This is a genomic window from Corynebacterium sp. CMW7794 (genome assembly GCF_001563605.1).
Taxonomy (GTDB): Bacteria; Actinomycetota; Actinomycetes; order Mycobacteriales; family Mycobacteriaceae; genus Corynebacterium; species Corynebacterium phoceense.
Map to the genome: position 1 here is coordinate 192,069 of NZ_KQ961714.1, position 23,003 is coordinate 215,071.

Sequence of the window (23,003 nt, forward strand, 5' to 3'; positions counted from 1 at the left end):
ACTCATGCCACGCCCCGCTCATCCCAGGGATCCTCGACCCAGCCGAGGTCCTCAATGACGCGTTCACATGCCTGCCGCAGTGGCCGTGGCAGCTCTAAAGGCAAGCCGCCAAGCTCCATGTCGCGGGCGAGGCGACGCAGGTGCGGCAGCTCCGCCACAATGTCGGCATGGATGATCTTCTCCACGTCCGAGGTAGCCAGCGAAGACCAACCGCGGTGCCGGAGGACGACACTCACGGGGATGCCGTGGGCTGCGCATCGCGCCGTAATCTGCGCCGCCGCGGCCGCAGCTCGGACCTCAGCCGGCACAACAATGACGATGTGGTCGACATGGTCGTACCACCCTGCCCCAAAGAAGGCGGCGGGTCCCGCCCCGCCGTCGAGGACGACGCGATGACTCTGCAGCGACTCCAGAACTGCCGTGAGGGTTTCGTCGCTCAGCTCAAAGGGATCGTTCACGCCACTGCGCGTTCCCGAGACAAGGCGAATCCCGTCGGCGGTGACGGGCAGAGCCGCAAGCAGATCCGCGGCGTCGAGTTGCCCTGGGCCTAGGTGCAGTTCCGGCCACCGCACGCCCGGCGTTTCTTCAGCGCCGAGGACCAGGTCGAGGCCTCCTGCGCGAGGGTCGCCATCGATAAGCACGGTTGCTTCGAGGGTGCGTGCCAAGCCAGCTGCAAACGTCGACGTTCCTGCGCCGCCCGTCGCGCCAACGACGGCGACGCATCTCCCGCTCACCGACGCCGGTGCAAGCAATTCCCCCGCAGTGCTCAGTGCCGCGAGAAGGTCGCGCGACTCGGCGGGGAGGAGAAAGGCCTGCGCAGCATGCGCCCGCAAGGCGGCTTCGAAGTCGATCGGGCCTGGGTCAGCCGCGACGAAGAAGATGTCGCGGGCGCGACCGCACGCCGCAACGTGGCTGGCCGTTGTGCGGTCGGTAATGACGGCACGCGCTCGTGGTACGTGGCGGGCGATATCGCGCGGGTCGTCACACGTGATGACGTCGAGACCCGTCGCTGCCGCCGCGTGGGTGGCCTCCGGTCCGACGACGGGGTCAGTTACAGCAATGAGGATGAAATCGTTCATGCCTTTCACTCAACGCAGGGCGCCGAGTTTCGACAAGGGTGTGCAGGTCAGCCTGTGGATAACCCCCTGTTTTCTTGCCAAATAAATTGTGCAATTGTCAGCACTGTGGATACGGAACCGTAACTTTTCGCTGGGGCATACCGATAGGAAGGGTGTACGCACGCATACCCACTGGTACAACACGCATCACAATTTTCACATTTACAACAGACAACCTTGGCCTTTAGGGGCTACAATCGGAATCCATGACTGCCCAGAACCACCCGGAAACCCCGGCAACGCGCACGCCAGCACGGCGTCTCGTCGCGGCGTTTTTCGATCTGGACAAGACCATCATCGCAACCTCGTCGGCGTACGCCTTCGGCAAAGAGTTCATGCACAACGGACTCATCACGCCAGCTAACGCGCTGCAGATTTCTCTCGCCAAGGCAACGTACATGATGATGGGCCAAACGAGCGAGCAAATGGATTCCTCGCGCGACCAGCTCACCGCCATGGTGCGCGGCTGGAAGGTCGACGAGGTCGAGCACATCGTGCACGAGACGCTCCACACCGTGGTCACCCCGGCCATTTATGCCGAGGCGCGCGAGCTCATCGACTTTCATAAGGCAGCAGGCCACACCGTCGTCATCATCTCTGCCTCCGCGGAGACCCTCGTGCGCCCCATCGCCGAGGAGCTCGGCGTTGACGTCATCGCAGCCACGGAGCTCGAGGTCATCGACGGCGAGTTCACGGGCGAAATCCTGCACTACCGCAAGGGCCCAGCCAAGGCCGAGGCCGTCCTCGAGATTGCAGAAGAACTGGGCATCGCGCTCGAGGACAGCTTCGCCTACTCGGACTCCGCAACAGATATCCCCATGCTCGAGCTCGTGGGGCACCCCGTGGCCGTCAACCCCGACCGCCCACTGAAGAAGCACGCGCTGGAGAATTCCTGGGATATCCGGGCGTTTAAGGACCCAGTTCCGCTGTTTACGTTGCCCAACGCCCGCGAGGTGGGCATCGGCGCCGGCGTCGTTGCCGGCGTGGCCGCAGTCGTGGCGGCGGGATTCTGGCTCTTTTCGGCGCCCAAGAACACGGCTTGACTCCGCGTGCTCGCGCACGCGCTGAACGGCGGCATGCAGGGTCGCGCGATCATTTTCACAGTGAATTCGCTAGGATGGTGGTCGCGTAACTTTTAGAAATAAGCTCATAAGAACACAAGGCAGGTTTTTCACCGTGAGTAACGACGGACTCTTCACTGACGGTTCCAATCAGTTCGCCCCGCGCGCGAACGCTATTCCGCTCAGCGATGTCGACACCGCGAAGACTGGTGAGGCCTCCATTGGCCAGCTGGTCTCCAACGCGACGGAGCAGATTTCCTCGCTCGTGCGCTCGGAGATGGAGCTTGCCAAGACTGAGCTCGCTGCATCCGCGAAGAAGGGCGGCATCGGCGCTGGCTTCTTCGGCGTTGCAGGCATCGTCGCAGGTTTTAGCTCTTTCTTCTTTTTCTTCTTCCTCGCGGAGCTCCTCGCCAAGTGGCTGGACCGCTGGGCAGCGTTCCTCATCGTCTTCCTTATCATGCTGGTCATCGCCGGTGTTGCCGCGCTGATCGGCCTTAAGAACGTGAAGAAGGTCAAGGCCCCGGAAAAGACCATCGCCTCGGCCAAGCAGCTGCCGGAGGTCATCCCGGGTTCCCGTGGCTCCAAGGAGCTGAACTCTAAGGGTCTGTACACCTAAATAATCTGCACTCCCTCCCCCGTCTATCGCCCTACACTGTCTCGGCGATGGGCGGGGTTTCGCACTTTAAAGGACTCACATGAACTCACCCTCCGTCGTCGAGCTGGACGGCCCGTGGCGCCACGAGATGCTCCATACCCGCGGCATTCGTTTGCATGCGGCCACACTGGGACGCGCGAACGATCCGCTCATTGTCTGCATTCACGGCTCGATTGGCGGTTGGTTCGATTACAAGGATGTGTTGGAGCCCCTCGCGGCCGCTGGCCATCACGTCGCCGCAGTGGATCTGCGCGGCTATGGCATGTCGGATAAGCCGCCGGTTGATGCGGGCCAGGACATGCGCACGCTCATCGGGGATATCACGGGGCTCATCCAGGCCCTGGGCCACGACTCGGCAACGCTCATCGGCAACGACACCGGCGCAGCCTTGGCGTGGTGCGTCGCGTGCGAGCGCCCTGAGCGTGTGGATGCCGTGGTGTCGGTATCCGGCGCGCACCCGGTGGACCTGCGCCGCGCCATCGCCGCACGCCCCTGGGATTTTGGTTGGCTCCTCCTGCGCACGGTTGTCTTCCGCCTGCCGCTGCCCATCGTGCGCGTCCTCGTGAAGAACCCGCGCATTGGGCTTGATACGAAGCTCAATACCCTCACCCAGGGGCCTGCAGAAGAAGCAAACCAGCATCTGCGCGAGCAAGCCATGGCCATCGATCATTCGCTGCGCGGCACGGTATGGAACCACAGGCTCCTCACCGCGCCCATTCCGCGCGCTGGGCTTGACGCCAAGGCGCAGGCACCGGTGCTCTTCGTCCACGCAAGCCAGAGACTGTGGTGGCCTGTCATTCGGCGCGCACGACGCCGCGCGGAATCACTCGTGACGGCGTATATCCCTAAGACAAAGAACTTGCCGCATATCGAGAATCCCGAGAAGTTCGCCCGCACCGTCACGTTGTGGCTGGGGCGCTATCGCCGAAACCACAACTAAAAGGCAGCCACTAAGAAACAGCGATGTAGCCGCCGCGGTTTACTTGGACACACACGTCCCGGTATCGACGGTATCGACAAGCTGCGTGACGTCCCCGATATGGGACTGGACTTCCTCAGCGGTGAGCGCGTAGCCGGTGTCCGAGTCGTCAACGGAGGCGCCGAAGACGACGCCTAAGACCTCACCCGTCGAGTTGATCATCGGGCCACCGGAATTGCCCTGGCGAATGGTGCCGCGCACGGTGTACGCGTGGCGCTCCACACGGCCCTCTGCATAGATGTCAGGCCCCACGATGGTGAGCTCCTCCCGCACGCGGGCAGGCGAGGCAGTGAAGGGGCCGGAGAGCGGGAAGCCCATAACCACGGCATCATCGCCCGTCTGCGCCTGCTCCGGCGCCCAGCTCAACGGCGCAATGCCCAGGCCGGTCGAGTGCAGTACCGCGATATCCACGTCCGGGTTGTAGTAGACGACCTCAGCGTTCTTCATACCCAGCGTGGTATCGAGCGCCACCACATTGGTGCCCGCCACGACGTGGGCGTTGGTCACCACGTAATCCTCGGCCACCACGAAGCCCGAGCCCATGAGGCGGCGGCTACACGTCTCCGCGTCACCGAGCACATGGATGACGGAGGGGCGCAGGCGCTCTACGAGCTCCCTGTCCTCGACCTCAATGCGCGGGGCTTCGACCTCAACGGTGGACTGATCCGTCCACGGTGAAACGAGCGGCGGCAAGCCCGAGTCGTTGAGCAAGGCCGCGATGCCGGACGGCAGGTTGGACAGCTGCGAGGGCGCGACGCGTGACATAGCGCCGAGGATCTCAGACTCCGAGATTCCCTTGGAAACCTTACTGCCCAGCCCAGAGGCCAACGGGATGGACACAAGCCACGTGATGAGCAGCATGGCCACGACCTGGAAGACCGCGCCCACGATGGAGTCGACGCGCTGCTGGGAGCGCGCCCGCATGCGGTCGCGCAGCGTCGTGCCCAGCATGCCGCCGATGATTTGGCCCACACCCACGAGCAGGATGACCACGCCAAGCCCCAGCAGGAAGCGCAGCGCCGTCTGCTCCGTAAGTTCCATGACGGCGGGTGCAGCCACCATGCCCAGCACGAGGCCAGACACGATGCCGATAAAACTCAAAATCGAGCTCCACGCGCCTTGCCGCCAGCCGCTCCACCACGCCGCCAGCGCGCCAAGAACGATGACGGCATCAACGGTAAGGGCGGCGGTCACAAACAATCCTTCGGGTCAGATGGTTTCGTGGAAGAATTACATCTTCTCACGATTACGCGAGGATCGAAGTACCGACCGGAGGTCGTGGCGATTCTCGCGGTCCCAATCTTCCTCCCACCCGGCATGCGCAAACAAACTCGACAGCAGCCCGCCGGTAAACCCCCAGATGAGGTAGCCATTCGCCCAGAACGCTGGGCCTGTCCAATCGCCCCAGCCAATCGTGAGTCGGTTCTCCGGATCCAACAGCTCGCGCAGTGAAGCCGTGAAAACGTCATCCGTCTCCGCCGGGCTTGCCGGCCACAAGTGCATGGGCGCATGCCAGTGCGCGAGCACCGGGCTCACCGGGTGGCCCGAGACCCGAATGGTCACGGGATCCAGCTCTTCGACGACCGTCGTCGTATCGGCCTCCAGACCGGTCTCCTCCCACGCCTCGCGCAGCGCGGCATCGACAGGCGTCTCGCCCTCCTCCAAGCGCCCGCCGGGAAACGCAATCTGCCCCGAATGCGATCGCATGCTCGGCGAGCGGTGCGTAAGCACTACTTCGCCGTCGTCGAGGCTCGTGCCTGAAAACAGCATGAGCACCGCCGCAGGCTTGAGCACCTTCGGCGCGTCCTTCACAAACAGGCGGTTGCCCAGTACCTCGTCAATCTGCGGCGTACTCAGCCCCATGGCAGGGCGCAGCCACGCGGCGTCGTTGCTCATAGGTACTCCTCGATGCTCGTTTCAATTTCCTCGGCGCTCGTCATGGCCTTAATGATTCGGCCCTGCACCTCGCCATCTTTGAGCACCACTGTAATGGGAATCACGCCAGGCAGCCCGAGCGCGCCCGCAAACTTATTGTCCGAGTCCTGGAAACTGGGCATCTCCGCCCCGATATCCTCGAGGAACGCCGCGCCATTGCCTGCGTTGGTGTCCGCATGCACGCCCACGATCTTCCACTCCGGGTGTGCCGCGGCGACCTCCATGAGGTGCGGCATCTCAGTCCGGCAGGGCTCGCACCACCAGGCCCACACGTTGACGATGGTGATTCCCTCGTCCGCTGCGGGTCCCGTCGCCTCGCCACCCAAGCACGGCAGGTCCACGCCCGCCACAGTGCCGCTCAGGCAATCCGGGCGTCCCGTCACGCTTGCCGATGCCCTCTCGTCCTCCGGCGCCGCAGTACTCACGGTCGGCTGGCCTGCGGCCTGGTCCGCAGGCCCCGAGGACAGCGCGCCACGCGCCGCGAAGACGACGCCCACGCCGAGCACGAGCATCGCCGCAATCGAGCCAATGACGGTCTTATTCATCAGCATCCGTCCTCGGGTTCGTACTGGAGGGGCAGATATCGGCAAGGACGCACTCGCCACAGCGTGGGGAGCGAGCGGTGCACACGCGACGGCCGTGGAGGATCACACGGTGGGAAAACAGGGTGCGCTCGGCCTCGGGGATCTGTGCGTTGAGGTCGCGTTCAATGGCCAGCGGCGTCGACGCGTCGCTGAGCCCCAGCCGATGTGACAGGCGTGTGACGTGCGTATCGACGGTGATGCCGGGCAGGTCGAAGGCGTTGCCGCGCACGACGAGCGCCGTCTTCCGACCCACGCCAGGCAGCTGGGTGAGGTCCTCGACCGCGCATGGGACCTCGCCGCCGAACTGCGCGACGAGGGTCTCCCCCATCCCGATGAGGTGCCCCGCCTTAGAACGCTGGAAGCCGAGCGGCCGGATGATCTCCTCCACGTCGCCGCGGCGCGCCTGTGCGTAGTCCGCCGCGGTGGGATAGCGCCGGAAGAGCTCCGGGGTGACCTGGTTGACGCGCTCGTCCGTCGTCTGTGCCGAAAGCAACGTGGCGACAGTGAGCTGCAAAGGGTTCTCAAAGTCGAGCTCGCAGCGCGCGTCTGGGTATTCCTCCGCGAGCCGCGCATTAACCTCCTGCGCATCCGCCGCCGTGTTTCTAGCCATAATCACCCATCCTAGCGACCTCACGGCGCAACTCGGTGGAGACCGGGTAGGCTTGATAGCATGATTTCTCTCGTTGTGATCGTGCCTATCGCCCTCGCTCTCTTCGCCATGGGAATGGAAAGACTCGAGGAGAAAGCGCTGTAGAATACTCGCGACAGCGAGTTGTACACACTCTTCACGAAAGATTTAGTGATTAACGGTCGCGATATTTACATTCGTGACCAATTCCACGGTAGACTGAGACGCGTTACATAGTGACGCGTCGTACCCTGCGGCGTGACATGATTTTTGGATCGAGCTTTCGGCCCCACACGGCCCTAGCCGGCTCGCGGGTAAACGACGGCTCGGTCCACGATAAGCCAAGGAGCGATAAGTGGAAGGCGTACAGGAAATTCTTTCGCGCGCCGGCATCTTCCAAGGTGTGGATCCGGTTGCAGTGCAGAACCTGATTGAGCAGATGGAAACGGTCCGCTTCCCGCGCGGCACCACCATCTTCGAGGAGGGCGAGCCGGGCGATCGCCTGTATATCATCACCTCGGGCAAGATTAAGCTCGCCCGCCACGCGCCGGACGGCCGCGAGAACTTGCTCACGGTCATGGGCCCGTCTGATATGTTCGGCGAGCTTTCCATCTTCGATCCGGGCCCGCGTACCTCCTCGGCCGTCTGTGTCACGGAGGTCCAGGCCGCGACCATGAACTCGGAGATGCTCAAGCACTGGGTCGCCGATCACCCGGCTATCGCCCAGCAGCTGCTCCGCGTGCTCGCCCGCCGCCTGCGCCGCACGAACGCCAACCTCGCGGACCTCATCTTCACTGACGTCCCAGGCCGCGTCGCCAAGACGCTCCTCCAGCTCGCCAACCGCTTCGGTGTTCAGGAAGGCGGCGCACTGCGCGTCAACCATGACCTCACGCAGGAAGAGATCGCCCAGCTCGTCGGCGCGTCCCGTGAGACCGTCAACAAGGCGCTCGCCACCTTCGCCCACCGCGGCTGGATTCGCCTCGAGGGCAAGTCGGTGCTCATCGTCGACACCGAGCACCTCGCCAAGCGCGCTCGCTAAACCCGCGCGTTTCTTCCCCGGCCGCGTGCCGGGGTTTCGCATTTTTCAGCCGACCGCCGCCTACAACGTGAATGAGTCGCCCGAAAAGCCCAGGTTTTTCGATCACTCATTCATACTTCGCGGCAGCAGGCATAAAAAATGGCCCCCGAAGGGGCCACAATGAGCGCGAAATTTAAGCGTCCAAGTACTTGAGCGCCGTGCGCGTGGACTGCTCTGCGGCGTGGCGCAAAACCGGGTCCACATCGTCGTACATCTCGTCGATCAGCGTCTTCAGGTCAACGTCGTTGCCCAGACGGCTGCGGATCTCCTTGATCTGATCCAAGCGGAAATGGCGGCGGTCGATGTACTTGCGGGCGACCTGCGAGACGTCATCCAAGTCCGGACCGTGGCCCGGCAGCAGCGGTACGTCCTTACCGCGCTCCTCGAGCACGTCGAGCGTCTTCAAGTAATCAGCCAAGTCGCCGTCCGTCTCGGACAGCAGCACGGTGTGGCGGCCTACGATCGTGTCGCCAGTAATTATGCCCTCAAGACGGGACTCCTTGGGCTCACCGGACCAGACGAAGAAGCTCGTCGAATCCGCAGTGTGGCCCGGAGTGTGAACGACCTCGAGACGCGGCGTGACATCGTCCAAAGCGATGATCTCGCCGTCTTCGAGGGCCTCGCCACCGTTGCAGTAACTCGGATCAAAGGAACGGATCGGGGCGCCGGTGAGCTGGCGCAGGCGCTGAGCGCCGGAAGCGTGATCGTCGTGGCGGTGGGTGATGAGGATGAGCGCTACCTCGCCGGCCTTGGCGGTGACGACGTTAAGGTGACCCTCGTCCTCTGGGCCCGGATCCACCACGATGGCGCGGTCATCTTCAGGGGCACGCACGATCCAAGTATTCGTGCCCTCGAGAGCAGTGTATGAAGGGTTATCGCACAAAACTACGCCCACGGATTGGGTAACGGGGCGCAGCTGACTATATGCAGGATGTTCCATGTCTTTCAGCCTATCTCAAACGAGCGCGTCTTATGCACTGACTTCCACAATAAGCTCGATTTCCACCGGTGCGTCCTTTGGCAGGACGGCAACGCCGACGGCCGAGCGAGCATGGTTGCCCGCCTCGCCGAAAAGCTCACCAATGAAGTCCGAGGCGCCGTTGATAACGGCCGGCTGCTCCACAAAGTTCGGGTCCGAGGCCACAAAACCCACGACCTTGAGGACGCGGGTGACGTTATCGAGTCCTACCTCGGCGTCCACGGCCGCAAGGGCATTGAGGACGGCCGTGCGGGCGGCATCGGCAGCCTGCTCGGACGTCACTGCACCGCCGACCTTGCCCGTGATGGGCAGGGCGCCGTCGACGAGAGGCAGCTGGCCGGAGGTCCAGACCTGGTTGCCCACGCGGGTGGCAGGCACATAGGACGCAAGCGGCTTGGCCACCGGCGGGAGGGAGTAGCCGAGTTCTTTAAGGCGCGCGAGGTGGCTCATTTAAGCCTCCTCAACCGGACGCTTGAAGTAAGCGACGACGTTTTCCGGATTCATGCCGGGAGTGATCGTGACGAGCTCCCAGCCGTCCTCGCCCCACGTGTCGAGGATCTGCTTGGTGGCGTGCGTAAGCACCGGTGCGGTGGCGTATTCCCATTGTGTCATGGGGCCAATCCTACCTTTTCCCGCACGCTCGGTGCAGGCTAAATGCCGACGAGCTCGCCGCCCTCGGCTAGGTACTGTGCCCACGAGGTGATGTGCGGGTTCTTACGCAGGAGCGCGCGGCGCTGGCGCTCGGTGAGGCCACCCCACACGCCGAACTCGACGCGGTTATCGAGCGCATCGGCGCGGCATTCGGTGAGCACCGGGCAGTGGCGGCAGATAACGGCGGCCTTGCGCTGTTCCGCGCCGCGCACGAAGAGGGCGTCCGGATCTCCGTTACGACACTTAGCTTGGGTAACCCACTCTCCGCGCTCGACGTAGTCGGATACATTCTGGGAAGTTGTCACGCTGACAGCCATAGGGGATGCGCTCCTTCCAACGTTGGGTCTACGCTGGGAGCGGGCGCACCCAGACGCAGACCGTGCGGGGCACCACCCGCACAAATTCAGGGAACCTAACACAGGTAAGTGTATTCACAGGGCCTTTACGTTGTCTAACAGGTCACACTTTAGGGGGGTCTTACGCGTTTCGCTTCACAGGAAAGCAACGTAGTGTATGGAAGGTGACTTATATTAAGGCCCTGTTGAAGATGGTCTGCGCGACCGCCCTCGTAGGACTTCTTTGCGCACTCGCCATGGCGCCCGTCGCCGGTGTGGGCGGCGTCGCCATCGCGCGCACGCAAGAGGCGATGGAGTCTGACATCAACGACCTCGAGGCCGCCAACATGCCCGGCGTGACCACTATCAAGGACGCGACCGGCGAGGACATGGCGTACCTGTTTACGCAGCGTCGCTACCCCGTCGCTCCTGACAAGATCTCGCAGACGATGAAGGACGCCATCGTCTCCATCGAGGACCGCCGCTTCTATGACCACGAAGGCGTGGACATCCAAGGCAACTTCCGTGCGGTAGCCACCAACGTCCTCGCCGGCGGCGTGTCCCAGGGCGCGTCGACGCTCGATCAGCAGTACGTGAAGAATTACCTGCTGCTCGTCACCGCCGAGGACGAAGAGGATCAGCAGGCCGCCACCGAGCAGTCCGTCGCCCGCAAGCTGCGCGAGATGCGCATGGCTACGCAAATCGACAAGACACTGAGCAAGGAGCAGATTCTCGCCAACTACTTGAACCTTGTCTCCTTCGGCAACCACGCCTACGGCATCGAGGCCGCTGCACGCACCTACTTCGGCGAAAACGCCAGCGAGCTCACGCTGCCACAGTCGGCCATGCTCGCCGGCATGGTCCAGTCTTCGGAGTACCTCAACCCGTACACCAACGAGGAGGCCGTCACGGAGCGCCGCAATACGGTCCTGCAGTCCATGGCCGCCAATGGCTACATCTCGCAGGCCGAGGCTGACGATGCCGCCGCACAGCCGCTCGGCGTGAATTCCGAGCCGTCGCTGCTCACCAACGGCTGCATCGGCGCCGGCGACCGGGGCTTCTTCTGTGACTATGTACTCGAGTACTTGGATGCCAAGGGCCTGGATGTAGATTCGCTCGCGCGTGGCGGCTACACCATCACCACGACGCTCGACCCGAAGGCACAGGATGCCGCGAAGAAGGCAGTAAGCGATCAGACCTCGCCCACCGCTCCTGGCGTCGCCGAGGTCATGAACGTCGTCGAGCCCGCCGCCGATGACCGCGACGTGCTTGCCATGGTGTCCTCGCGCACCTACGGCCTGGACCAGGACAACTACGAGACGATCCTGCCGCAGCCGTATTCCCTCGTGGGCAACGGCGCGGGCTCCGTCTTCAAGATCTTCACGGCGGCGGCCGGTCTCGAGGCCGGGTACGGCATCAAGGATCAGCTCTCCGTCCCGGCGCGTTACGAGGCCTCGGGCCTGGGTCACGGCGGCGCGCAGAATTGCCCGGCTGACAAGTACTGCGTCGAAAACGCTGGTTCCTACCAGGCGTCTATGACGTTGCAGGACGCACTCGCTTACTCGCCGAATACGACGTTCGTGCAGATGCTAGAGCAGCTCGGCGTGTCCTCCATCGTCGACACCTCGGTCAAGCTGGGCCTGCGCAGTTACATCAAGGACGGCTCGTTTAGCGAGGACTCCTCCATCGCCCAGACCGCGAAAGATTCCTCCATGGGCTCCTACACGCTGGGCCCCACGGCCGTGAATCCGCTCGAGCTGTCCAACGTGGGCGCAACCATCGCGTCCGGCGGCATGTGGTGCGAGCCAAACCCCATCGAGAAAATCACTGACCGCGACGGCAACGAGGTCTACCTCGACCCCACCCCGTGCGAGCGCGCCATCGACAAGGACGTGGCCGATGCCCTGTCGAATGCGCTCAGCCAAGACGCCGTCAAGGGCACTGCGGCCGACTCGGCGCGCGCCTACGGCTTCAGCGGCACCACCGCGGCGAAGACCGGTACGACTGAGTCCAACCAGTCCTCCGCCTTCTTGGGCTTTACCTCGAAGTGGTCCGCGGCACCCTACATCTATAACGACGGCACAACGACCACCCCGCTCTGCACCGGCCCCGTCCGCCAGTGTGGCTGGGGCGATCTCTTTGGCGGCAAGGAACCGGCCGCGACCTACTTCGAGCTCGCAAGCCAGCTTGGCGTGGGTGCCCTCCCCGGTTACAACAATGCCTACGACAAGGGCACGTCCGGCGACGCGACGCTCGATGGACTGAAGAATAAGTCCGAGGCCGAGGCTCGCCGCACGCTGGAGTCCAAGGGCTACAGCGTCAAGGTCAATCGAGTGCCTGGGATGGGCGTGGGCTACGGCCAGGTCGTGCGCGCGCTCAAGCCCGCCGGCGGCCTGAAGAAGGGCGCCGAAGTCACGCTGCAGGTCTCTGACGGCACCGGCGCCGCCGCGCCCACGAGCGGCTCGTGGCGCGCCGAGGGAACCGGCGGGGCGGCTGCGAACGCGGCCAACGTGCCCGCCGCGCCGGCCGCGCCTGCGGCGCCAGCTGTCCCCAACCTCGAGCAGCAGTTCAACGACCTCGCGGACAGCGTCCGCAATGCCTTCGGCCTCTAACGCTGGCTCTCACGCTCCGTTCGTTTCACGCCCGTCCCGCCCACCGCGGGGTGGGCGTTGGCGATCCTCGGCGCGCTTCCTCTTCGGCTCGTGAGCGGTGCCCTCATCACCGTGCTCCAGCTCGTCTCCCTGAGCGTGAGCCCCATGGAGGTGAGCTCCGGCGAGGCCAGCTAAGTACACAAAGCCCGCGGGAGAATCTCTAATTCTCCCGCGGGCTTTAAGCCATTCCAGCGGCGAGCTGGCGCTGCAGAACTAGCCCTGCAGGCGTGCCTTGACGGCATCGGAAAGCCGCTTGCCGTCCACGCGGCCGGCGGCCTTGGCGTTGGCAGCCTTCATGACGCCACCCATGAGCTTCATGGAGGCAGGCTCGCCCTTCTCGGCCTCGACCTCGGCGACGGCCTCGTCAACGAGGGCCGTGACCTCGTCGTCCGAGAGCTGTGCGGGCTGGTAAGCCTCGAAGAAGGGGACATCGACAAGCTCGGCCTCAGCGAGTTCTGGGCGGCCGTTCTCGGCGTAGACCTCTGCGGACTCGCGGCGCTTCTTAATCTCGCGGGCGATGACCTTGAGTACGTCCTCGTCGGTAAGATCGTGGCGGGCACCATTCGTTTCCTCGGCCTGGATGGCGGCGAGCAACGAGCGGATGGCGCTCGTGCGCTCCTTTTCACGGGCCTTCATGGCGGTCTTCAGGTCGGCGCGGATGGTTTCTTTCAACTGACTCATGCCATCCAATCTACGCGTCTGGGGACGCCAGGTAGGGTTAAGGCCGTGAAGAATTCAGCAATTGCAGGCACCCTCGCCGCCGCCGCAGCAGCCACCATCGCTGCCGGACTGGGCACGCTGGCGCTCGCCTACCGTGAAACCTCCCGCTTCGAACTCAAGGACATCACGGTGCCGTTGCTACCCAAGGGCACCCTGCGGGGTGCCCGCGAGTTCAAGCTGCTGCACATCAGCGACCTGCACATGATTCCGGGTCAAGAGCGCAAGATCGCGTGGGTCTCGGCTCTCGACGCCCTCGACCCAGACCTCGTCATCAATACCGGCGATAACCTCTCGGACGAACGCGCCGTGCCTGACGTACTGCGCGCGCTTGGGCCGCTACTCGCCCGCCCTGGCCTGTTCTGCTTCGGCACGAACGATTACTGGGCGCCGCGCTTGCCTAACCCGTGTAATTACCTCATCGGCAAAAAGAACACGCCCTCCTACGTCGATCTGCCCTGGCAGGGCATGCGCGCGGCGTTTATCGAGCACGGCTGGCGCGACGCCAACCAGGCACGCCACGAATTCAAGGTGGGCGACGTACGCCTCGCCGCCGCCGGCGTGGACGACCCACACCATGACCTCGACGACTACGCAGAAATCGCCGGCACCCCCAATGAGGACGCGGACCTCGCCCTTGCGCTCCTCCACGCCCCGGAGCCCCGCGTCCTCGAGCGTTTCGCCGCCGATGGCTACCAGCTCTCCCTGTCCGGTCACACCCACGGCGGTCAGCTGTGCTTGCCGGGCTCGCACGCCATCGTGACCAATTGCGGCATCGACCGCGCCCGCGTCCAAGGCCTCCACGATTTCGGGCCAATGAAAATGCACGTCTCCAACGGCCTGGGCCAGTCCAAGTTCGTGCCCTTCCGCGTCTTCTGCCGCCCGTCCGCCACACTCATTCGCATCACCGAAGTGGATTAACCTGCCGTTTTGTTGTTTGTTCAGGGTGTGAGATAAGGTATCCCAGTACCGCTTAGAGCGGGCGACCGGGATATGGCGCAGTTTGGTAGCGCGCTTCGTTCGGGACGAAGAGGTCGCAGGTTCAAATCCTGTTATCCCGACCATCTCAATCCGGCTAGTTTCGACTAGCCGGATTTTTATTTTTCACCCGCCACGCCCGCGACCCACGCGTCCGCGATGAGCTCAGCAAGTGCCTCCAGATCAATGTCTTCCGGCTTATTGACGTAGACGCACGACGCACCAGTGGTGAACTTCCCGAGGCGCGCGGACAGCTCCTCCCAGCGCGGGGCGTCCTGGAGTCCGTAGAGGCTGAGCTTGGCCTTGCGCGGGGCAAACCCCACGCGGAACGTATCGCCCTCGCGGCCGGTGGCGTAGCGGTAATGCGCTTCCCCGTAGCCCACCATGGACGGGCCCCACAGCACGCCGGTGACCCCGGTAGCGCTTTCAAAGATCTAGGCGAGGAGCTCGCCGTGCGCCCGGCGGCGCGGCGTGAGCGTCGCGAAGAACACCGCGACCTCGGCGGCGGTGCCCTGCGTGGTTTTAATATCGGGTGCATTGACGCCCGTATGCCCGACGGACCACGAACCACGGCCGGTGGAGGGGGTAGAAGCCATAGCCCCACCGTACAGCCGAAAACGGGGAAACGACGCGGCGCCCCTACAGCTACCGCGTCGTCCCTATTCCCTATCACTCACTTGCAGCGCCACAGCACTGCGCGCCCGCCCCCTAAGCGGGCTTACGTGAGCATCCATAATAGTAGCACTCCTAGGGAGGGAAACCTACTCGTTTTTAGGTCACGCTTCCTTGTGTCCAGAAGGAACTACTCATCGTTCGTCACCACCGCCGTTTGCACAGGTCGCACGGCGCGGCTCACAGCGATTCCGCAGCACACTATCACCGCAAGCACACCCACAGCGGTCCATTGCAAGGCCGCATCGCCACCGTTGATGGCGACCGCAACACCCGATGTCGCCCAGGCCAACGGAAAGAGATTGGCCGCTACGAGCGCCGCGCCCGTGATACCGGCCTTCCAGACCCAGCCGGTGAGCAGCAGCTGCGCCAGTCCGCCCACGCCAGCGAGGCTAAGACCCCAGCCAATCCCGGTAGCGGCGATGAGCACGCGCGTGGCGACGGCGCCAGCCAGGGTGGCCAGGACGAAGACACCAGCGGCAAGCCCCACGGCAGGCGCCGCGGCAGCCAGGGAGGCGCCGTCGAGCGCGGGGAGCGCAAAGAGTGCCAGGCCCGCCGTGGCCGTGATCGTAAGCCCCAGGGTGCCCAGTAGAAGGACGTGCCACACGCGCGCCCCGGCACGCGCGGCCGCGGCCCAGTACACGCCCATGCCCGCGCCGCCCAGCAGCGTGAGCGCGGAGAGTAGCACTGCGAGCAGCGGGTCGAGTGCCACGGCGGGCGCGGAGTGCGCGGCCGGAGCAGGCATGGCTTTCTGCACGGCGTCGATCTTGGCGGAGTTCTGTTCTGCCATTGTCTGCAGGCGCTGGGCGCCCGAGTCGAGTTCATCCACGCCCGAGAGCGCCTCGCCCGTGCCCTTCTGCAGCTCCCCTAGGCCGGCCGCGAGATCGTTCGCGCCCTGCGTCGCCGTGTACACGCCGTCGTGATAATCGTAGCCAGAGACGGCCAACTGGTTGGCGAGGTCGCGCGAGCCCTTCTTCAGCTCAGTGAGCTGTGCTGCCACGTTCGCATCGAGTTCAAAGTTCTGCGCCTGCGCCTTCAAATCCGTAAGCTGCCCCTTGATCGCGCGCGCATCTGCGGAATTATTGCCCTTGAGATCCGCGAGCGTCGAGTCAATCGCAGCGATAATCTGCCCGCGCACCGCGTTGACGCCCACAATGTTGTCCACGGCCGTACCCACGCCGTCCGCGATCCTCGTCGCGCCATCGCCCAGCTGTCCCGTGCCGGACTGCAACTGAGTGAGTCCCGCGGCCAAATCATCCGCGCCCTTCTTCGCAGAATCAACGCCCTCCCCCAGCGGCTTGGCCCCCTCCACGAGCTTGCCCGTGCCATCCGTAAGCTGTCCTGTCCCGGCCTCCAGGAACCCGGCCTGCGCCCGTGCTTCCGATGCCGCCCGCGCTGCCTCAGCCGTCCCCGGGGCGCTCTGCGGCGCTGCCGCGGGGGCATCGGCACGCCAGCCGAAAAATGCCTGCAGTCCTGCCCCTACGGCAAGGGGCAGGACGAGCAGGAGGGATAACAGGAGGGCACGGAGTTTCATGCCCTTTAACCTATCGACCAGCGGGGACGCGGCCGGTCAGGCGCGCCGTTACTTCTTGGTCGCGAAGACCTCGCGCACGCGGCGGCCGAGCTCCGGGTCGACGTTCGTGAAGTACTCGTAGACGCGCTCCTCGGTCTCCGGGTGGACGCCCACCATCGCGTTCGTGATGTTGGTGACGAGGTGCTCACGGCCTTCATCGTCGAGGACCTCGCGGTAGAGGATGCCCGGCTGCATGAAGTCATCATCGTCGCGGTGCTTCACGTAACCCGCGCGGGTGAGATCCGCGCCGTGCGGATCCGGGTTGATGTACATATCCGGGGCATCCTGTGCCTCGTGCGCACCCTCGCGGATGTTGACCTCCTCGTCATCGAGGTAGCCGTTGCCCTTATCAAAACGGTTCGGGGAGTACACGGGCTCCTCCGGCGCGTTGAACAGGAAGGACATGGAGCCCTCGTGTTCGTAGGTGTTGACCTTGTTGAGCGGCTGATTCACCGGCAGCTGACGGTAGTTGGTGCCGATACGGTAGCGCTGCTGGTCCGAGTATGCGAAGACGCGCGCCTGGAGCATCTTGTCCGGGGACAGGCCCACGCCCGGGACCAGGTTGGACGGGTCGAGTGCGAGCTGCTCAATCTGCGCGAAGAAGTTGCGCGGGTTGCGGTTGAGCACGAAGTAGCCCACCGGAATGAGCGGGTAATCCTTCTGGGACCAGACCTTGGTCAGATCGAACGGGTTCCAGCGGTAGTCCTCCGCCTCAGCCATGGGCATGATCTGGACCTTGACGTCCCAGATGGGGTAGTCGCCGCGCTCAATGGCGTCGTAGAGGTCCTGGCGGTGATAGTCGGCGTTGCGGCCAGCCATCATGGCAGCCTCATCGTCCGTGAAATTCTCCCAGCCCTGGCGGGTCTTGAAGTGGTACTTCACCCAGAATGCCTGGCCCTCTTCGTTAATCCACTGGAACGTGTGGGAGCCGAAGCCGTCCTGGTGACGGGTGGTCTTCGGGGTACCACGGTCGGTCATGAGGTAGGTGACCTGGTGGGCGGTCTCCGGGTTTCGGGTCCAGAAGTCCCACTGCATGTCCGCGTCGCGCAGACCGGAGGAACCGAGGCGCTTCTGGGAGTGGATGAAGTCCGGGAACTTCATGCCGTCGCGGAGGAAGAACACCGGGGTGTTGTTACCCACGATGTCGTAGTTGCCATCCTCGGTGTAGAAACGCAGCGCGAAACCGTGGACGTCGCGCCAGGTATCCGGGGAGCCCTGCTCGCCGGCGACGGTGGAGAAACGGCCCACCATCGGGGTCACGGTGCCCTTCTGGAAGAGCTTGGCCTTGGTGTACTGGGAGACATCCTCGGTGACGTGCAGCTCGCCGAAGGCGCCGTGACCCTTGGCGTGCGGGGTACGCTCCGGGACGCGCTCGCGGTTAAAGTGCGCGAGCTTATCAATGAGGTGGGAGTCGTTGAGCACAACCGGGCCCTGCGGGCCAGCGGTAATGGAGGTGTTCTCGCTCGGCACGGGCTGGCCGGACGCGCGGGTGGTGGACTCGCCGGGTTGTGCCGCCGGGCGCTCGCCCTGGGTGAGGATCTTATCGAGGTCGGACATGGTGTCTGCCTTCTTCCTTGGGATTACTCGCCCGAAATCTTTCGGACGAAATTATTAATCATGGGATACCCATAGAATAGCGCTGTCAATAGGAGGGTGCAACCAATGACAGGTAATTAATAGGTTGCCCGCAGCTGGTAGATTAAAGCGGGTGAAACACCACTCCGAAGCTGATGACGCACGCGTCACCGACCTGGCCCTCAAGGCCGGCCGTGGCGACCGCACAGCTCTCACGGAGTTCATCCGCGCCACCCAAGATGACGTGTGGCGGCTCATCGCCCACCTCGGCGGACCGGAAATCGCTGACGATCTTACGCAAGAAACGTATTTGCGAGTCATGAGCGCACTCCCCCGCTTCGCCGCCCGCTCCTCCGCGCGCACCTGGCTGCTCTCCCTCGCCCGACGCGTATGGGTGGACAACATCCGGCACGACATGGCGCGTCCCCGCAAGTCCGCCACCCAATACGAGGACGCCGCCGCTGGCGCGTCCACCGGCGAATCCTCCGCCGCGTGGTCCGAATGGATCGACGCCCGTGCGCTTATCGATGCCCTCCCGGAGGACCGCCGCGAAGCCCTCATCCTCACCCAGGTCCTGGGCTATACCTACGAGGAAGCCGCCAAGATTTCCGGCGTGCGCGTGGGCACTATCCGCTCGCGCGTGGCGCGTGCGCGTAAGGATCTCATCGACGGCGCAGGAAAATAGCGGGCGGCTGCTCCCCACCAATCGTTACAAACTAGTTACTTAGCGTCCGTTTGTACTAGCCAGCCGCATTTCTGGCGTCTTATTTCGCGAGTGAATTAGTTACAACGCTCACATGTCAATGGAGCTAGTTCACAAAAACGCACGTATCGTGGAGGGAAGACATGCGTGCAAAATCGATAGTCGACCCGGGGCCGCAACCACTAGAACGCTGGCCCCGGCACGCATGAGATAGAGAGAAACTCCCTCATGTTCAAACGCGCAATGGCGATCTCCATGGCGTTTATCGGTGTCATCGTTGGTGCGGGCTTCGCCTCGGGCCAAGAGGCCCTCCAGTACTTCGTTGCTTTCGGTAACTGGGGGCTTGCGGGCGTCGCGCTCACCGCACTTCTCGTGCTGATTACCGGCGTGGCGACCCTCCAGCTGGGCTCCTATTTCCAGGCCAATGAGCACACCGCCGTCTTCGAAGAAGTCTCGAACCCGATCATCTCCAAGATCCTCGACTGGGCGACCATTGTGACGCTCTTTTCCATCGGCTTTGTCATGTTCGCCGGTGGCGGCTCGAATATTGCGCAGCAGTTCCCTGCCGTCCCCATCTGGGTCGGCGCCGTGGTCATGCTCGTCCTCGTGCTTCTCGTAGGCCTCCTCGACGTCGACCGCGTCACGACGGTCATCGGCGCGATTACCCCGTTCATCATCCTCTTCGTGCTGGGTACCACCATCTACGCCATTGCCACGAACGACATCGATTTCGGCGCAATGAATGACTTCGCCTCGTCCAACGTATCCTCGCCGCTGCCTACATGGTGGATCTCTTCGCTCAACTACACCGGCCTGACCATTATGACGGCGGTGTCCATGTCCATCGTCATCGGCGGCAACTTCCTCGATAACCGCGCCGTTGGCTTGGGCGGTGCATTCGGCGGCATCGTCTTCTTCATCATGATGACCTTGCTTGTCGTCGCCCTCTACATTGTTGCCCCGCAGGTCATGCACGCTGACATGCCGGTGCTCGAGCTCATTAACACCATCAATCCGGCCTTGGGCTACGTGATGACGTTCATCATCTACGGCATGGTCTTCAACACTGCCATCGGTATGTTCTACGCGTTAGGCAAGCGCCTAACGCGCAACAACCCCAAGCGCTTCTACCCGGTCTATGCCGTCTCCTGCATCATCGGTTTCGGCCTGTCGTTTGTAGGCTTTAAGGACTTGGTCGCTTTCGTCTACCCGATTCTCGGCTACTTGGGCATCCTGATGATTGCCGTGCTCTCGGCCTACTGGCTGAAGAACTTGGGCCCGATGCGCAAGGAAACCAAGCGCCGCCTCCGCGCGCGCGTTCTGGTGCAGCGTCGTCTGGACCCGCGCAAGCGTTTCACCAAGAAGAATGAGCGCGAGCTGTCGAAGCTGGCGGCCGGCTCCAACATGGAGACCACCGAGTTCGTAGCCGTCGTCGCAGACGAGATTCACGAGGAGCTCGAAGCCGATGCTGACCTCGATTACGACCGTGAAGATCCAGAACCCACTGTCACCTACGTCCAGCACACCAAGCCGGTTGCCGTCGACACCGAGCCTTCCGATGCCCCCTCCACCGCCAGCTCCAATTCAGTCACGTCCGATGACCTCGACTTCGGCGCTGCGCACGGCAACAAACCTGCCACTCACTAATCACCCCCTATAGCAAAGGCCGCGGTCCCCACAGGGACCGCGGCCTTCGCCATTCGATATGCACGCTTAGACGAGCAGCTCCGCAATCTGAATCGTGTTGAGTGCAGCGCCCTTGCGCAGGTTGTCGCCCGCGACAACGAGGACGAGCCCCTTGTTGTTGTCCACGGACTGGTCCTGGCGAATGCGGCCGACCAGAGACTCGTCGATGCCGGCGGCAGCGAGCGGGGTGGGGACGTCGACGACCTTGACGCCAGGGGCATCGGCAAGCAGCTCGCGAGCCTGGTCCGGGGTAATCGCCTTGTCGAACTCGGCGTGGATGGTGAGCGTGTGGCCGGTAAAGACCGGAATGCGCACGCAGGTGCCCGCGACCTTCAGCTCCGGATGGCCCAAGATCTTGCGGGACTCGTTGCGCAGCTTCTGCTCCTCGTCGGTCTCCTCGGAGCCGTCATCGACGAGGTTGCCCGCGAACGGCAGCGCGTTGTACGCGATGGGCGCGACGTAGGGGCCGAGCTCCTCCGGGGCGAGCACGGAGCCGTCGTGGGCGAGCTCGACGTTGCGGTCACCGACCTCGGCGACCTGCTTGGCCAGCGTCTCCACGCCGGCCAGTCCGGAACCGGAGACTGCCTGGTAGGAGGAGATGTGCAGGCGCTGCAGCCCGGCGGCATCATCAAGCACCTTGAGCACCGGCATGGCAGCCATGGTCGTGCAGTTCGGGTTCGCGATAATCCCCTTCGGCGGGTTCTGCGCGTCCTGCGGGTTGACCTCGGAGACGATAAGCGGGACGTCCGGATCCTTACGGAACGCAGAGGAGTTATCCACGACAGTTGCGCCGGCGGCCGCGAAGACCGGGGACCACTGCTTGGAGGTGGCGCCGCCCGCGGAGAAGAGCGCGATGTCGACGTCCGCGACGGACTTCTCGGTCACCTGGGCGAGGTCTTCCACAACGATCTTCTCGCCGCGGAACTCAAGCTCCTGGCCCGCCGAGCGCGAGGAGGCGAAGAAGCGGACCTTGTCTGCCGGGAAATTACGCTCTTCGAGGATGGAACGCATGACGCGGCCGACCTGGCCGGTGGCGCCTACAACTGCAACAGTGGTCATGGTAAAAAGTCTCCTTTGAGGTGGGTCGTAGACCCGGGGTGTATCCGGTACGACGTCGCGCACCGGAGAATTATTCGTCCTTTAGCGGCCGGTACCGGCGTAGACAGTGGCAACCTCGTCGCTGCCGAGCTGGAACTTCTCGTGCAGGGCCTGGGCGGCCTTGTCGAGGTCGGACTCGCGGGTGAGCACAGAAATGCGGATCTCCGAGGTGGAGATGAGCTCCATGTTGACGTCCACGTCGCGCAGGGCCTCGGTGAAGTCTGCGGTGACACCCGGGTGGGACTTCATGCCGGCGCCGACGAGGGAGACCTTGCCCACCTGGTCGTCGTACAGGATGTTGGTCCAGCCGCCCTCGGCCTTGAGCTTGGTAAGCAGCTCCATCGCGCGCGGGCCGTCAGCGCGTGGGCAGGTAAAGGTGATGTCCGTGGTGCCGTTCTCCAGGGAGGAGACGTTCTGGAGCACCATGTCGATGTTGATCTCGGCATCCGCGACGGCGCGGAAGACCTTGGCGGCCTCGCCCGGGCGGTCCGGGATGCCCAGCACCGTCACCTTAGCCTCAGAGTTATCGGTAGCGACACCAGTCAGTACTGCTTCTTCCACGGGAATATCCTCCATCGAACCGGCAATGAGCGTGCCGGGGTCATTTGAATAAGACGAGCGAACTCGCAAGGGAACGTTGAATGCGCGGGCGTACTCGACGCTGCGCAGGACGAGAATCTTGGAACCGACGGCCGCCATCTCGAGCATCTCCTCGAAGGAGAGCTTCTCCAGCTTGCGGGCGTTGGGCACGATGCGCGGGTCGGCCGTGTACACGCCATCGACGTCGGAGTAGATCTCGCAGACGTCGGCGTTTAGGGCGGCGGCCAGCGCGACCGCGGTGGTATCGGAACCGCCACGGCCCAGCGTCGTGACGTCGCGCGTGTCCTTGTTGACGCCCTGGAAGCCGGCGACGATGCAGATCTGGCCCGCTTCGAGGGCTTCCGTAATACGGCCCGGCGTCACGTCCACAATGCGCGCGTTGCCGTGACGCTCGGTGGTGAGCACGCCCGCCTGCGAGCCAGTGAACGACTGCGCGTGCGCGCCGAGAGACTCGACGGCCATGGCGACGAGCGCGTTGGAGATGCGCTCGCCGGCAGTGAGCAGCATGTCCATCTCGCGCTGCGGCGGGACGGGGTTGACCTGCGCCGCGAGGTCCAGCAGGTCATCGGTGGTATCACCCATGGCGGAGCAGACCACGACGACGTCGTGGCCCTGCTTTTTCGTCGCCACGATGCGCTCCGCGACGGCGCGAATGCGCTCGGCGCTCTCGAGGGACGAACCACCGTATTTCTGTACGATCAGGGCCACTGAAACTCCTGCCGCCTTCCTAACTCGAATTCCTCGCGT

General features: G+C 63.8%; 24 protein-coding genes and 1 tRNA gene. 9 read left to right on the top strand and 16 right to left on the bottom strand.

Annotated features, from left to right (window positions below; genetic code table 11):
• Positions 1-2: 2 nt before the first annotated feature.
• The gene (gene ssd, locus HMPREF3227_RS02560; protein WP_066489396.1) at positions 3-1,079 is read right to left on the bottom strand and encodes a septum site-determining protein Ssd; all 1,077 of its coding nucleotides are present in this window, start codon (positions 1,077-1,079) and stop codon (positions 3-5) included.
• Positions 1,080-1,324: 245 nt separating this feature from the next.
• On the opposite strand from ssd, the gene HMPREF3227_RS02565 reads away from it, so the two are divergent.
• The 3 genes from HMPREF3227_RS02565 (at position 1,325) to HMPREF3227_RS02575 (ending at position 3,774) form a co-directional block, all read left to right on the top strand.
• Positions 1,325-2,161 (top strand): HAD family hydrolase, encoded by an 837-nt coding sequence (locus tag HMPREF3227_RS02565; protein WP_066489393.1) that lies wholly within the window; start codon positions 1,325-1,327, stop codon positions 2,159-2,161.
• 133 nt (positions 2,162-2,294) lie between these two features.
• On the top strand, positions 2,295-2,795 hold the full coding sequence (locus tag HMPREF3227_RS02570) for a phage holin family protein (RefSeq protein WP_066509930.1): 501 nt from the start codon (positions 2,295-2,297) through the stop codon (positions 2,793-2,795).
• Between the two features lie 79 nt (positions 2,796-2,874).
• Complete coding sequence (locus HMPREF3227_RS02575) at positions 2,875-3,774, top strand: alpha/beta fold hydrolase (protein ID WP_066509933.1); 900 nt, start codon at positions 2,875-2,877, stop codon at positions 3,772-3,774.
• A gap of 39 nt (positions 3,775-3,813) precedes the next feature.
• On the opposite strand, the gene HMPREF3227_RS02580 is transcribed toward HMPREF3227_RS02575, so the two are convergent.
• From HMPREF3227_RS02580 to nth, 4 genes are read right to left on the bottom strand one after another with little or no spacing between them, the layout of a single operon-like run.
• Positions 3,814-5,007: a MarP family serine protease gene (locus tag HMPREF3227_RS02580; RefSeq protein WP_066489382.1), complete on the bottom strand. Its 1,194-nt coding sequence runs from the start codon at positions 5,005-5,007 to the stop codon at positions 3,814-3,816.
• 36 nt (positions 5,008-5,043) lie between these two features.
• Positions 5,044-5,709, bottom strand: a complete 666-nt coding sequence (locus tag HMPREF3227_RS02585) for an NUDIX hydrolase (protein WP_066489377.1) — start codon at positions 5,707-5,709, stop codon at positions 5,044-5,046.
• Positions 5,706-6,293, bottom strand: coding sequence for a TlpA family protein disulfide reductase (locus HMPREF3227_RS02590; RefSeq protein ID WP_066489371.1), 588 nt, complete (start codon positions 6,291-6,293; stop codon positions 5,706-5,708). The genes HMPREF3227_RS02585 and HMPREF3227_RS02590 overlap by 4 nt, the downstream gene beginning before the upstream one ends.
• Positions 6,286-6,942 (bottom strand): endonuclease III, encoded by a 657-nt coding sequence (nth, locus tag HMPREF3227_RS02595; protein WP_066509936.1) that lies wholly within the window; start codon positions 6,940-6,942, stop codon positions 6,286-6,288. Before nth ends, HMPREF3227_RS02590 begins: the two co-directional genes overlap by 8 nt.
• A gap of 373 nt (positions 6,943-7,315) precedes the next feature.
• Here nth and glxR point away from each other — a divergent pair, with 373 nt between their 5' ends.
• A complete protein-coding gene (gene glxR, locus HMPREF3227_RS02600) occupies positions 7,316-7,999 on the top strand; it encodes a CRP-like cAMP-activated global transcriptional regulator GlxR (protein ID WP_066489355.1) in 684 nt (227 codons plus the stop codon).
• A 172-nt stretch (positions 8,000-8,171) separates the two neighbouring features.
• Here glxR and HMPREF3227_RS02605 read toward each other — a convergent pair whose 3' ends face one another.
• From HMPREF3227_RS02605 to HMPREF3227_RS02615, 4 genes are read right to left on the bottom strand one after another with little or no spacing between them, the layout of a single operon-like run.
• Complete coding sequence (locus HMPREF3227_RS02605; protein WP_066489350.1) at positions 8,172-8,978, bottom strand: MBL fold metallo-hydrolase; 807 nt, start codon at positions 8,976-8,978, stop codon at positions 8,172-8,174.
• 30 nt (positions 8,979-9,008) lie between these two features.
• Positions 9,009-9,467, bottom strand: coding sequence for a RidA family protein (locus HMPREF3227_RS02610; RefSeq protein ID WP_066489347.1), 459 nt, complete (start codon positions 9,465-9,467; stop codon positions 9,009-9,011).
• Complete coding sequence (locus HMPREF3227_RS13170) at positions 9,468-9,629, bottom strand: DUF4177 domain-containing protein (RefSeq protein ID WP_181734563.1); 162 nt, start codon at positions 9,627-9,629, stop codon at positions 9,468-9,470.
• A 38-nt stretch (positions 9,630-9,667) separates the two neighbouring features.
• Complete coding sequence (locus HMPREF3227_RS02615) at positions 9,668-9,985, bottom strand: WhiB family transcriptional regulator (protein ID WP_066489344.1); 318 nt, start codon at positions 9,983-9,985, stop codon at positions 9,668-9,670.
• A 203-nt stretch (positions 9,986-10,188) separates the two neighbouring features.
• Between HMPREF3227_RS02615 and HMPREF3227_RS02620 the strand changes: the two genes are divergently transcribed.
• Positions 10,189-12,615 (top strand): transglycosylase domain-containing protein, encoded by a 2,427-nt coding sequence (locus HMPREF3227_RS02620; protein WP_181734562.1) that lies wholly within the window; start codon positions 10,189-10,191, stop codon positions 12,613-12,615.
• A gap of 252 nt (positions 12,616-12,867) precedes the next feature.
• Here the strand turns inward: HMPREF3227_RS02620 and HMPREF3227_RS02625 are convergent, their stop codons facing one another.
• Positions 12,868-13,335, bottom strand: a complete 468-nt coding sequence (locus tag HMPREF3227_RS02625; RefSeq protein WP_066489328.1) for a GatB/YqeY domain-containing protein — start codon at positions 13,333-13,335, stop codon at positions 12,868-12,870.
• 60 nt (positions 13,336-13,395) lie between these two features.
• On the opposite strand from HMPREF3227_RS02625, the gene HMPREF3227_RS02630 reads away from it, so the two are divergent.
• Both HMPREF3227_RS02630 and HMPREF3227_RS02635 read left to right on the top strand, forming a co-directional pair.
• Positions 13,396-14,292 carry a metallophosphoesterase gene (locus tag HMPREF3227_RS02630; RefSeq protein ID WP_231725103.1) on the top strand — a complete coding sequence of 299 codons (897 nt, stop codon included), beginning with the start codon at positions 13,396-13,398 and terminating at the stop codon, positions 14,290-14,292.
• Positions 14,293-14,358: 66 nt separating this feature from the next.
• Positions 14,359-14,435: transfer RNA gene (locus HMPREF3227_RS02635), tRNA-Pro, on the top strand.
• A 33-nt stretch (positions 14,436-14,468) separates the two neighbouring features.
• Here the strand turns inward: HMPREF3227_RS02635 and HMPREF3227_RS13645 are convergent.
• From HMPREF3227_RS13645 to HMPREF3227_RS02650, 4 genes are all read right to left on the bottom strand, one after another.
• A complete protein-coding gene (locus tag HMPREF3227_RS13645) occupies positions 14,469-14,753 on the bottom strand; it encodes a DUF1801 domain-containing protein (protein WP_066489324.1) in 285 nt (94 codons plus the stop codon).
• 30 nt (positions 14,754-14,783) lie between these two features.
• Positions 14,784-14,945 (bottom strand): hypothetical protein, encoded by a 162-nt coding sequence (locus HMPREF3227_RS13650; protein WP_168164063.1) that lies wholly within the window; start codon positions 14,943-14,945, stop codon positions 14,784-14,786.
• A gap of 206 nt (positions 14,946-15,151) precedes the next feature.
• Positions 15,152-16,555, bottom strand: coding sequence for a hypothetical protein (locus tag HMPREF3227_RS02645; RefSeq protein ID WP_066489316.1), 1,404 nt, complete (start codon positions 16,553-16,555; stop codon positions 15,152-15,154).
• Between the two features lie 48 nt (positions 16,556-16,603).
• Positions 16,604-18,151 carry a catalase gene (locus tag HMPREF3227_RS02650; RefSeq protein WP_066489310.1) on the bottom strand — a complete coding sequence of 516 codons (1,548 nt, stop codon included), beginning with the start codon at positions 18,149-18,151 and terminating at the stop codon, positions 16,604-16,606.
• 151 nt (positions 18,152-18,302) lie between these two features.
• On the opposite strand from HMPREF3227_RS02650, the gene HMPREF3227_RS02655 reads away from it, so the two are divergent.
• Both HMPREF3227_RS02655 and HMPREF3227_RS02660 read left to right on the top strand, forming a co-directional pair.
• Entirely contained in the window at positions 18,303-18,854 is a 552-nt protein-coding gene (locus HMPREF3227_RS02655; RefSeq protein WP_066489307.1) for an RNA polymerase sigma factor, read from the top strand.
• Positions 18,855-19,100: 246 nt separating this feature from the next.
• Positions 19,101-20,519 carry a YkvI family membrane protein gene (locus HMPREF3227_RS02660; RefSeq protein ID WP_230384092.1) on the top strand — a complete coding sequence of 473 codons (1,419 nt, stop codon included), beginning with the start codon at positions 19,101-19,103 and terminating at the stop codon, positions 20,517-20,519.
• 66 nt (positions 20,520-20,585) lie between these two features.
• Here the strand turns inward: HMPREF3227_RS02660 and HMPREF3227_RS02665 are convergent, their stop codons facing one another.
• Positions 20,586-21,617, bottom strand: coding sequence for an aspartate-semialdehyde dehydrogenase (locus HMPREF3227_RS02665; protein ID WP_066489301.1), 1,032 nt, complete (start codon positions 21,615-21,617; stop codon positions 20,586-20,588).
• Between the two features lie 81 nt (positions 21,618-21,698).
• On the bottom strand, positions 21,699-22,964 hold the full coding sequence (locus tag HMPREF3227_RS02670) for an aspartate kinase (RefSeq protein ID WP_066489297.1): 1,266 nt from the start codon (positions 22,962-22,964) through the stop codon (positions 21,699-21,701).
• Positions 22,965-23,003: the final 39 nt, after the last annotated feature.